At 66.9% G+C, this 11,244-nt stretch carries 9 protein-coding genes; 3 read left to right on the top strand and 6 right to left on the bottom strand.

Annotation, left to right across the window (positions count from 1 at the left end; translation table 11 throughout):
* Positions 1-153: 153 nt before the first annotated feature.
* Entirely contained in the window at positions 154-516 is a 363-nt protein-coding gene (locus AX721_RS21450; protein ID WP_068878011.1) for a hypothetical protein, read from the bottom strand.
* A gap of 270 nt (positions 517-786) precedes the next feature.
* Positions 787-1,296, bottom strand: coding sequence for an SRPBCC family protein (locus AX721_RS21445; protein WP_068878010.1), 510 nt, complete (start codon positions 1,294-1,296; stop codon positions 787-789).
* Positions 1,297-1,698: 402 nt separating this feature from the next.
* Here AX721_RS21445 and AX721_RS21440 point away from each other — a divergent pair, with 402 nt between their 5' ends.
* Positions 1,699-1,914: a hypothetical protein gene (locus tag AX721_RS21440; RefSeq protein WP_068878009.1), complete on the top strand. Its 216-nt coding sequence runs from the start codon at positions 1,699-1,701 to the stop codon at positions 1,912-1,914.
* A 426-nt stretch (positions 1,915-2,340) separates the two neighbouring features.
* Positions 2,341-2,937 (top strand): hypothetical protein, encoded by a 597-nt coding sequence (locus AX721_RS21435; protein WP_068878008.1) that lies wholly within the window; start codon positions 2,341-2,343, stop codon positions 2,935-2,937.
* A gap of 115 nt (positions 2,938-3,052) precedes the next feature.
* Here AX721_RS21435 and AX721_RS21430 read toward each other — a convergent pair whose 3' ends face one another.
* The gene (locus tag AX721_RS21430; RefSeq protein WP_068878007.1) at positions 3,053-3,946 is read right to left on the bottom strand and encodes a cation diffusion facilitator family transporter; all 894 of its coding nucleotides are present in this window, start codon (positions 3,944-3,946) and stop codon (positions 3,053-3,055) included.
* A gap of 1,096 nt (positions 3,947-5,042) precedes the next feature.
* Here AX721_RS21430 and AX721_RS21420 point away from each other — a divergent pair.
* Positions 5,043-5,543 (top strand): SRPBCC domain-containing protein, encoded by a 501-nt coding sequence (locus AX721_RS21420; protein WP_068878005.1) that lies wholly within the window; start codon positions 5,043-5,045, stop codon positions 5,541-5,543.
* Between the two features lie 85 nt (positions 5,544-5,628).
* Here the strand turns inward: AX721_RS21420 and AX721_RS21415 are convergent, their stop codons facing one another.
* From AX721_RS21415 to AX721_RS21405, 3 genes are all read right to left on the bottom strand, one after another.
* Positions 5,629-6,435 (bottom strand): universal stress protein, encoded by an 807-nt coding sequence (locus AX721_RS21415; protein ID WP_068878004.1) that lies wholly within the window; start codon positions 6,433-6,435, stop codon positions 5,629-5,631.
* A 397-nt stretch (positions 6,436-6,832) separates the two neighbouring features.
* The gene (locus AX721_RS21410; protein ID WP_068878003.1) at positions 6,833-10,030 is read right to left on the bottom strand and encodes an efflux RND transporter permease subunit; all 3,198 of its coding nucleotides are present in this window, start codon (positions 10,028-10,030) and stop codon (positions 6,833-6,835) included.
* Between the two features lie 33 nt (positions 10,031-10,063).
* Positions 10,064-11,244 (bottom strand): efflux RND transporter periplasmic adaptor subunit (locus tag AX721_RS21405; RefSeq protein ID WP_068878002.1); only part of this gene is annotated, 1,181 nt, incomplete at its 5' end.

The raw sequence follows: 11,244 nt of genomic DNA, 5'->3' as shown, positions 1-11,244 counted from the left end.
GGCCCACCGCCGTGAGAATCGCTCCCCGTCACCAGCAGACGCCTGGCGGTTCCTGGAGGGGGCGTTTGGGGGGCCCATAGGTGGCGCTGCGCTCGTACTCCTTGGAGACGCCCCGCCCGCGCGGGCGGAGCGTCCCGGATCAAGCCAAACGACTTAGTGGTGGCGATCGTAGCGCGCGCGGAAAGCGACATGATGGCGGTCCCGGCGAACGTGCCGGTCGTTGCGGTAGCTGTAGTTGTGGGCGCGCGCGCCGTCGTGCCCGCCGTTGTAGGCTGGACCGCCATAGGCATAGCCACGACCCGCGTAGGGCTGAGCGTAGCCGTATGGCGCGCCGTAGCCGCGATCGTCGTAGGCTTGGCCGCGGTAGGGCTGCTGCTGGCCATAGTAGGGCTGCTGGCCATAGTAGGGCTGCTGATCGTAGTAGCCTTGCTGACCGCCGTAGCTGTAGGGCTGCGCCATGGCGGCCGAGGCTCCGAGGACCGAAAGCGCCGCCGCGGCGGCAATGAGGTACTTCATGGGAACCACTCCTCTGCCGCGGGGCGAAGGCCCGCGGCGATCAGGCATCATGGACTTTGGGGCCTGAACCTCCGGAGAACGCTGTACGTCACCTCCCGTTCATCTAGCCCGATTTGAGGCTGCAGGAGATACGACACCCAAGCATTTGGGAGATCGCCGCCAACATCTTCAACCTGGGCCTCGCCGACCTCCTCGCATACCTCGTGCGGTGAGAGATTCTGCCCGAGATAGCCTGAGGTCAGTGGCGCATTGGGGCTGCCCCGGGCAGGCCTACCGTCGCCGACCCCTCTTCGGCGGCGGGAGGTTTCGGGGCACTCTGGATTTCCCGGCCCTCGGGGGCTTCGGCTTCGGCGCGGCCGGGGCTGCCAAGCGATGGCGCACATCGTTGACGAAGGTTTCGAAGGGACGCTTCAGCAGCCGCTGCAGCCGCCCCTCGATCACGCGACTCAAGAAGCTCTGAGCCTCAATTCCGTGGCGCAGCCGGCTGCCGTCCCCGTCGCGCTCCAGCTCGAAGCTGAGTTCGTAGCGTATAATGCCGGGCCACCCGAAAGACAGCGCCAGGCTACGCCCTGGCGTCAGGCGCGTAACCTCGCACGGGAGCGCAAGCCGGCGGATCGGTCCGGCCGGGCGAGCGAGCGGAACGACATAGTCGACGGGCGCGTGGGGCTTCAGCTTGCCGGACAGCGCCAGGGCGCGTGTCCACAAGGGGTAGTCCTCGAAGCAGATGAGCAGCTCCCAAACCCGCTCCGGCGGCACGGCGACATGCGCCTCGGCGTGCATTCCCGGCATCGCTTAGCGCATCCCCGATGGGCATAGCCGTCCGGCGCCGACCACGCGGCGACGGGTCGTCTCGTGAGCGGCGCGCCCCGTCGTGAGGAAGAACATGCCCATCAAAGAGCAGACGCGCCGCCTGCGGGCAAGGCTCGGCGCCGCCTCCGGGTTTCCGATGTCGGCCCGAATCTTCGAACGTGGTTCGGCGGACCGATGGAGGCGTCGACGTCGGCGCGAGACGCGTGTAGATCACATCACCGCCACTATTGAGGCCCAGTGGTTTTAGGCGCACACGTCGCCAACGAACCGCTCTCCATGCTCGCTGGCCGCGTCCCTGTTCCCTGGCTGCGCGGTCGCGATGCACGCCATTGGCAAGTCGGATCCCCTCCTGCTCTGAACCGGAGGCAGAATATGGCTACACAACAGATGCCCATTTCCATCGCCATCGTGCGGCACCAGGCCGGTTGGCGCGTCATCTCCGACGCCGGCTCGATGGGTAGCTACGCCTACCAGGTGGACGCCGAGGAAGCGGCTCTTAGGTTCGCCAGCGCTGCCAAAGGCGCCGGACGGCCAGTCGAAGTGCTGTTGCAGCGACCGGATGGAGAGCTGCGTCCGTTCCCCGGATGAGTAGGTCGCAGGCTGAGGTTGCAAGGTCGGTCTATCAGCGGGCGTTCAAGCCGGGCGGATTCGGCCCTCCCTTGTTCCAGCTCGGTCGCCCCGGCCGCGTCTCACAAATGGGTGCGGGCGCGTGCCTCCTCATTGAGGGCTCCGTTTAACATCGTTGGCGAGTTGCGTCGTGCGGGAGAGCTGCTTGCGCAGCCATGTGGGGTTTCATCCTCGGACATGCGAAGCGTCAGCGCTTTAGGAGATTCGACGTCCTTTCTTCCATCGCATCTTCGAGGACGTTCAGGTTGGCTTCGTAGGCCTGTTGCGGCTGCTTCATGTCGGGCGGCTCGATCAGCGTACTGAATCGACGACTGGACGACGGTCTGTCGATAAGGCCCGCGCGTGTGTAGTGTCAGGTAGGATCGGCAGAACCGAAAGCGCGAACTCATGACGCAGACGAAGCCGCTAGCGTCCATTGGGAAGACGCTTGTCTTTTTGCTGAGCGTCGCGATCCTCAGCGCTTGTGCGACGGCCACGCCCTATCAGCCGAACCTCCCGCGCCAAAAGGCCAGCGGCGGATATGCCGAGCAGCGCCTGGAACCAAACCGTTGGCGGGTGACGTTTGCCGGCAACAGCCTAACGTCCCGCGAGACGGTGGAGAGCTACCTCCTGTTCCGGGCGGCTGAGCTAACTCAGGCACAAGGCTACGACTGGTTCGCCATCGCCGATCGCCGGACGGATAAGCAAACCCGTAGCGATCCGCAGACCGACCCGTTCTACAGGTCGTGGTACGGGTCCCGCTTTGGACACTTCGCGCCGACGTGGCGTTATCACGGAGGGCACGGCTGGAGCAGTTGGCATCCTCACATGGGCAGCCCATTTTTCGCCAGCCAGATGGACGTGCAGACCATCCAGAAGTTCGAGGCCACTGCTGAGATCGTGATGGGCCGCGGCGCGAAGCCCGCGGATGATCCGGTCGCCTTCGATGCGCGCGCGGTCCAGGAGAACCTCCGCCCCAGGATCCTGGGCCCGGCGCCCGAGTAGGGTGGCGGTGGACGCGGGTCGGCTCTAGCTAGCCGCTATTTCGCACGGCGCAAGCGGCGCGCGCGAGGGATCCCGAAGGATGTGCCACGCCCCAAGCTTCGCGTGAGCGTTTAGCCTAGAGGTGCGCGATAGCTGAATCCTCACAGGGGATGCGCTCTGTCTGCAAGGTGATGTGCTCGAGCTTGTAGTCGTCGCGCAGACGCGCCGACACAGCCAGGCGGACGTCTTCAGCCTCCGCGCCATCGACCAGCACCACGTGAGCCGAAGCGCTCGTCTGGTCCGCGCCGGTGACCCAGACGTGCAGGTCATGAACGCCTGCGACACCCGGCGTTCCAGCGATGACCTTGCGGATTTCGGCAAGCACCATACCGCGGGGCGCACTCTCAAGCAGGATGTTCGTGCTGTCGCGCAGCAGAATCCAGGTCCGTGGCAGCACCCACAGTCCGATCGCGATGGCCACGATCGGATCGACCCAGGGCCAACCGGTTACGCGGATCACAAGGGCCCCGACAATGACGCCGAGCGAGCCGAGCATGTCGGCCCACACCTCAAGATAGGCGCCCTTCACGTTGAGACTCTTGTCCTTGCCCCCCGATAGCAGGCGCATCGACACCAAGTTGATCACGAGGCCCAGCACCGCGACGATCAGCATGCCGGTCGATTGCACGGCCTCGGGCTCAAGGATTCGCCGAATTCCCTCTACCAGCACGTAGATCGCTACGCCGAACAGCAGGATCGCATTGAATGCGGCGGCCAGGATCTCGAATCGCCGGTAGCCGAAGGTGCGGCGATCGTCGGGCTTGCGCGCGCCGATCCGGATGGCGGCCAAGGCGATCGCGAGCGCCGCGGCGTCGGTGAACATATGCGCCGCGTCCGATAGCAGCGCTAGGCTGTTGAAGACGAAGCCCGCCACCACCTCGGCGATCAGGAAGGTGCTGGTCAGCGCCAGGGCGATCGCCAGCCTACGGCTGTTGGTGTTTGCGTCTGCGTGGTCGTGCCCAGCGCCCATCTATCTTTGCTCTCGCTCTCGTTGATCGCACCTGCGGCGCGGGTGATGAACGCACGGATCGTGCCGATGGCGTCAACCTAACTCTGCCAGCCTTCGCGGTCTGGAGGATGAGCGAGCAGCGGGCATCCGAACAAGTCGTTTCATTCAATGTTGCGCCGCTTGGAAGCGAACGCCTCATGTTAAGGGGGATGACGCACCCCAATCGGACTGCTGCTCGTCGCCGGACTGACAGGTCTCGCCCTAGCGGGGCGTGCCGGCCCTAGGTGTGGTGTAGCTCACCGGCGGTGACGAACCGCTCGCGACGCGCCCTCCATTCACTGTCTTCTATCGCGGGCGCTCTCGTGGTCTTCTTGGTTGGCGCTCTTGTCGATCGGGGGCAAAGAGCCGTTGCAGAGGAACTGCGCCGTGGTTCGAGACGCTCGCAAACTCCTGCTCCTGCCCCTGCTGGCGCTTCTGCCAGGCCTCGTTCACGCCCAGGAGCCGGATGCGCTGACTTCGGTGGGCGCCACCGACCAAGGTGCGCTGGCGTTGGAGATGGAGTCCAAACACGATCATCATCGTCATGGCTACCAACGCGTCCAGGGTTTCGTGGAGTTGCGGGAACCAGAATTGGAGGCCGGGCGCACGGTCACGAAGCTCGAGGTGACGTTGGACTTCGACTGCAAGAGCCAGGAACTCCGGTCTGTCCAGACAACCCGGCGCACCTGGACTGGCGAATACGCCGGCACGACATACAGCCGAGAAGCGTGGCGGCCCCCGGCGATGAACGCCGAAACCCGCGCCTTGCGCCTCGTCTGCTTTGGTCCGGAGAGGTCGCGAAGCGAGGCCCCCGCGCGGGCTCGCTCTGGTGCGCCAGTGCGGCGGTCCGGAGCCCAGGTGATCCTGATGCCCAGGAGCACGCCTCCGAACCGCTAAATGCGGGCCTAGGGCGCCCACCCATTGAACAGGCCGCAACTTTAAGGAGGTCCTGGCAAGACGGTCGGAAGATCCGGCCATCGGCGATGGATCGACGACGCCCGGCTGGTTTGCGGCCTGCAGCGGCGTTCCCTACAGTCGACGCGGTCGCACGTCATCGTGCCGTTCTGGAGTCTGGCCGATGAACGAGATCGCCTATTCCACCGAGCTCATCATCCGTCAGCCGGCGCAGGTGATTTGGCGTCGCCTGATCAGTTTCGACCAATACCCGAGTTGGAACCCTTACCAGACGATCGAGGGGGAGGCGAAGGGTGGCGCCAAAGTCCGTTTCTCGGTGAACTGGGGCAATGTGGCCCGAAAGTCAGTCCCGGCCCGGATCACCGTATTCGACGCGCCAATGCGTCTGGAATTCACGATCGGCTGGATCGGGTTTCGGGAACGACGGTGGATCGAGCTCGAGCCCGTCGAACAAGGGGTCCGGGTTCGCCATGGTGTCCGCTTCACGGGCTGGCTGGCGCAGATCGCGTTCAAGCACAAGTTCAAGATCGAGCGGCTCAAACCCTACTACGAGGCGTGGGGCGCCGCCTTGGCGGGACGCGGTCGGTCTGCGGCGCCGCCACAGGACGGGAAGCCGCTGAACCGGCGCCAGCGTCGCGCGGCGCGGAAGAAGGCAGGCGCCTAGCGCGGGCGCAGGTTAGAGGGGCCGTGCAGCAGAGACGGAGGCTTCTTTGCACAAGGCGCCCGCGGGAGGTTTCCGCGGCCGAATCTCAGTGCGCCAGAAGCCAGGCCATTGGGAGGCCCCGCACAAGCTCCCGCGTGACGCCGCCAAAGACCCTCTCGCTGTACCGAGGCCGGCTGTAGGCTCCGCTCACCAGGAGATCACACCCTTCGGTTTCGGCGTGCTGCAGGATTTGTGCGCAGACGCCAGCGGCGCTCTTGGAGAGGTGAAGATGAGTTGCGGCGACCTGGTGTCGCGCAAGATGTCTGGCGACCTGCGCCAGGCGTTCACTTCTGGCCTCGTCTCCGACGCCAAGGACGACGACCCGCTCGGCGCGTCTCAAAAGCGGAAGCGCCTCATGGACGGACCGCCGGGCTTCCCGGCCGTCCTTCCACGCGACCAGGGCGTGCCGAAACGGCGGCCGCGGCCGGACCGATCCGATCTGCAGAACCGGGGCTCCGGAGCGGGCGGAGAGCTCGGTGGGGTCGACCGTCGCAAACTGTCCGCCCGCCGACGCGCCGAGGATCGCGAGGTCAGCTGCGAGCAGATGTTCGTTGAGGATCAGATTCGGATCAGAGATGCCCGAGCACCAGTCGGTGGCGACCTGGCGGCCGGCGAAGACCTCGCTGTGGATTGCCTGCGTGCTCTCGAGGGCCTCGCCAAATGCCAAGGCTTGAAGCTGAGGGCCGCCGGCGCTCCCAAGGAGCGCTTCGTTCACTAGCGAGGTTCGCGGCCAAGCGAACGCGGCGACCGAGAGGCGACCGCCATATGCCTCGACGAACTCGGCCGCGACCTCCAGGGTCTGACGGACCGTCGGGCTGGGGGTGGCATCCACCACGATATCGGCATAGGTCATCGCTCGCCTCCTGTCAGCGCTGTCGCGTCCCGCGGCTATGCTCGGGACGTCTGCGTATACGACCGCCTGCGATAGCTCGCCTTGCGACGTGTCAACATTGCGCGGACCTCCGTCGGTCTCGTCCGTGGAAGCTTGTGATCGGCGCCTGGGCGCCGCAGACTCAACGAAGCACCAAGTGAAGGCGATCCCCAGGTATGCGGCAGACGGTCAGTCGTGGAGCCGTGCTCCTCTTCGTCTTCTCGCTCATCGTGTTGGGGGGCGCATTGTATCTCGTGTGGGCCAGTCCTGACGAGCATGCGCACCGCGCCGCCCGCGCCGTTTTGCCCCGATAGAGGCTCTCGATCACCCCCGTGTCCGGCTTCCTAGATGAAGCCGGACACGGCGCGCGCGCGGGCCATCAGCGCGTGGTCGGTCGCAAGATCAGGCGACAGATGGCCGGCAGGACGAACAGGGTCAGGGCCGTCGCCGTCACCAGTCCACCGATGACCACGGTGGCGAGCGGCCGCTGGACCTCCGCGCCCGTTTCCGTCGCAAGCGCCATCGGCACAAACCCGAGGGACGCGACGAGCCCGGTCATCAGCACCGGGCGCAGCCGCTCCATCGCCCCGTCGACGATGGCGTGATCCAGAGAGGCCCCCCTCTCCAGTCGCTGCCGGATGGCCGTCATCATCACCAGGCCGTTCAGAACCGCCACCCCGGACAAGGCGATGAACCCCACGGCGGCGGAGACCGAGAACGGCATGCCCCGCGCGGCCAGGGCGAACACCCCGCCGGCCAGGGCGAGCGGAATGGCCGAGAAGACGCCGAGCGCCGGCTTCACCCCGCCTAGCGCCATGTAAAGAAGCGCGAAGATCAGCAGGAAACAGAGCGGCACGACGAGAGCCAGGCGCCCTTGCGCGGCCTTGAGGTTCTCATACTGCCCGCCCCACTCGACCCAGGCGCCGGGAGGAAGCTTCACCTCGCTGGCGACCTTGCGCTGCGCTTCGGCCACGAAGGAGCCCAGGTCGTTGCCCCGGACGTTCGCCTGCACCACCACCCGGCGCTTTCCGTTCTCACGGCTCACCTGGTTCAGCCCCTCGGAATAGGTGAACCGCGCCACGTCCCGCAGCGGCACCGACTGCCGCATGCCGCCGCCGGCGTCCGGCAGGAGCACCGGCAGCGCGGCCACGGCCTCGAGGTCGTTGCGGATGACGTTCGGCAGCCGCACGACGATGTCGAATCGGCGGTCGCCTTGGAACACCAGCCCCGACTCCCGGCCGCCCATGGCCACAGCGACGGTGTCGGCCACCTCTTCCACGGTCAGGCCGAGGCGGCCGATCGCATCACGGTCGACTGTGATGTCCAGGGTCGGAAAGCCGCTTGTCTGTTCGGCCTTGACGTCTGCGGCTCCCGGAACAGTCTGAAGAACGCTGGCGACCTGACCCGCGGTCAGGGCGAGCGCGTCCAGGTCATCGCCATAGATCTTGATGGCGACGTCGCCCCTAACGCCCGCGATGAGCTCGTTGAAGCGCATCTGGATGGGCTGGGTGAACTCGAAGACGTTGCCTGTGAGGCCCTCGAGCTTCTCCTCCATCCGCTTGACCAGCTCGGCCTTCGACTCGCCCTTGTCCGGCCATTCCTCCTGGGGTTTCAGGATGATGAAGCTATCCGAGGCGTTCGGGGGCATCGGGTCGCTTGCGACCTCCGCCGTGCCGGTCTTTGAGTAGACGTAGGCGACCTCCGGGAAGCTCGCGATCACCCGCTCCACCTGCCGCTGCATCCGCAGGGACTGCTCCAGCGAGGTGGACGGGATGCGCAACGCCTGGACGGCCATATCCTTCTCATCCAGCTGCGGCGCGAACTCGCGGCCGAGGAAGCTGAACACCACGCCGGCCGCGACGAACACCGCGGCGGACGCGAGGATGACCGGCAAGGGCCGCGCGATCGTCTTGCGAAGCAGCGGCTCGTAGCGCGCCTTTGCCCACCGGATTGGCCGGACTTCCTTTTCGGCCACCTTGCCGCGGATCAGGAGCGCGATCATGGCCGGCACGAAGGTGAGCGACAGCACGAAGGCCGCCGCTAGGGCGAGCATCACGGTGATCGCCATGGGTGAGAAGGTCTTGCCTTCCACCCCGGTGAAGGTCAGCAGCGGCGCGTAGACCAGAAGAATGATCGCCTGGCCGTAGACCGTGGGCTGGATCATCTCGCGAGCCGCCTCCCGGGTCTCTCCAAGGCGCTCCTGCAGGGTCAGCAGGCGCCCTTCGTGGTGCTGCCGTTCGGCCAGTCGACGCAGGCTGTTCTCCACGATGATCACGGCGCCATCGACGATGAGCCCAAAGTCGAGCGCCCCGAGGCTCATCAAGTTTCCCGAGACGCCTAATCGGTTCATGCCGATGGCCGTCATCAACATCGACACCGGGATCACCAGCGCCGTGATGAGCGCGGCGCGGAAGTTGCCGAGCAACAGGAAGAGCACGACGATGACCAGCAAGGCGCCTTCGGCGAGATTCTTCTCGACGGTCTTAATCGTTGCGTTGACGAGCTTGGAGCGGTCGTAGACCACCTGCAGGCGGACGCCCGGTGGCATGGTCTTGGCAATCTCCTGCAGCTGCTCCGCAGACGCCCGCGCCACTGTCCGGCTGTTCTCGCCCGTGAGCATCAACACCGTCCCGACGACCACCTCTTCGCCATTCTCCGAGCCGGCGCCGGTGCGCAGGGCTCCGCCGATCTTGACCTCGGCCACGTCGCGCACCGCGATGGCGACGCCGCCGCGGGTGGCCACCACGGCGCGCGCGATCTCATCGGCCGTGCGCACCCGAGCGTCGGTGCGGACCAGGAAAGCCTCACCGGCGCGCTCCACGAAATTGGCGCCCACCGTCAGATTGGCGGCCTCAAGGGCGCGGGAGAGGTCGGAAAACGATACGCCGTAGGCGGCGAGGCGCGTGGGGTTGGGGGTGACCACGAACTGCTTGTCGTAGCCGCCGATGGAGTCGACGCCGGCGACACCCGGGACGCTGCGCATCTGCGGCCGGACGATCCAGTCCTGGACTTCCCGCAAGTAGGCCGCCTGGGCGACCGAGTCGGCAAGACGCTCTCCAGTCGCGGTCAGGTAGGCGCCGTCGGCCTGCCAACCCGGCTGGCCATTCCGCCGCGGCGCGCCGCGACCGCCGGGATGCTCGTACTCGACGGTCCACATCAGCACTTCGCCAAGGCCGGTGGAAATCGGGCCCATCATCGGCTGGGCGCCTTCGGGTAGGCTCTCGCCGGCCTGGATGAGCCGTTCGGCCACCTGCTGCCGGGCGAAGTAGATGTCCGTGCGCTCGGTGAAGACGACGGTCACCTGGCTGAAGCCGTTGCGCGAAATAGAGCGCGTGCTCTGCAGCCCCGGGATCCCCGCCATCGCGGTTTCGACGGGATAGGTCACAAGTTTCTCGATCTCGGCCGGGGCCAAGGCCGGGGCGACCGTATTGATCTGCACCTGCTTGTTGGTGATGTCCGGCACCGCGTCGATCGGCAGCCGAATGAGATTGTAGAGCCCGAATGCGGCCACCAGGGCGACGAGGGCGACGACGGTCCAGCGGAAGCGGACCGAGAGGTCCAATATGCGGCCGATCATGACGCCACCTGCTTCCTGTTCAGCTTGTTCGACTTAGTGGCCATGTTCCGCCTCGCCCTTCCCGAGTTCCGCCTTCAGCACGAAGGCGTTCGACGCGGCGATCACGTCGCCAGGGCGCAAGCCCTCCAGGATTTCAGCCCGGCCGCCGGTGCGCTGCCCGGCGGTGATCGGCTGCGCGCGGAACCCCTTGGGCGTGCGGACGAAGACGACGGAGCGCCCCTCCACCGTCTGGATCGCCTCGTCGGGCACGACGATGGCGCGCGTGGCGGCGCGGGCGGACGTGATCCGCACTTGCACCAACTGGCCGGGCCGCAAATCCGCGAGCGGCCCCGTCGGGGTCAACACAACGGTCGCGGCGCGGGTCTGCTCGTCGACGGCGGGCGTCGCGGAGCGAACGACAGCGCTGACCGCCGTCCCGCCGCTGGTTTCGATGATGGCCTTGTCGCCCGGCTGCACACGCTGGGCGTCAAGCGCCGGCACGGCGGCCTCGACCTGGATACGGTTCGGATCGGCGATGCGGAAGAGTTCCGTCTCGGGCTGCACGAACGCGCCCAGGCTGACGGACATCGCCGTTACCCGACCGTTGATCGGGCTGACCACGCGCACATAGCGCCCGTCCGGGGAGATGTCGGCAGCCCCCGCCGCCGCGACCGCGCGGCGCGATTCGGCTTCGGCCGCTGCGAGGGAGGCTTGAGCGGCTTCCAGGTCCTGGCGTGCGCCAACCCGCTGCTCGTACAGCCGCCGCTCGCGCGCCGCCACCTTGCGCGCCAGGACGGCGCGCGCGGTCGCGGTGGCCCGGTCGGCCGCGATCTGGGCGGCTTCGCGGCTTTCCACGAGGGCAAGGGTCTCGCCGGCGCGCACGGGATCGCCGAGGCGCTTGTTGATCCGCGCGATGGATCCTGCGGCCCGGGCGGTCAGCGCCGCCTGGCCGGAGGGCTCCGCCTCGACGGTGGCCTGGGCGCGGATCTCGGCGCCCAACCCCCCGACGGCCACCGGCTGGAGCTGTATGCCCGCCGTCTTGATCCGGGCGTCGTCCATGGCGACGACCTCCGCGTCCTGCGCTTCATCGGCATGTCCGGCTTCTTCGGCGTGGGCGTCGCCTTCCGCGTGACCCGCTTCGCCCTCCCCTACGGGCGCCTCAGCGGGTGGCGAGGGTTTGGGGGTGGTGAGTTTGGCGGCGGTGAAGCCGATGCCGGTGGCGGCGACGAGGGCGG

Source organism: Phenylobacterium sp. CCH9-H3 (assembly GCF_001557235.1).
Taxonomy (GTDB): domain Bacteria; phylum Pseudomonadota; class Alphaproteobacteria; order Caulobacterales; family Caulobacteraceae; genus Phenylobacterium.
Note: the sequence above shows the minus strand (reverse complement) of the source record. Positions and strands in the feature narration are given on the sequence as shown.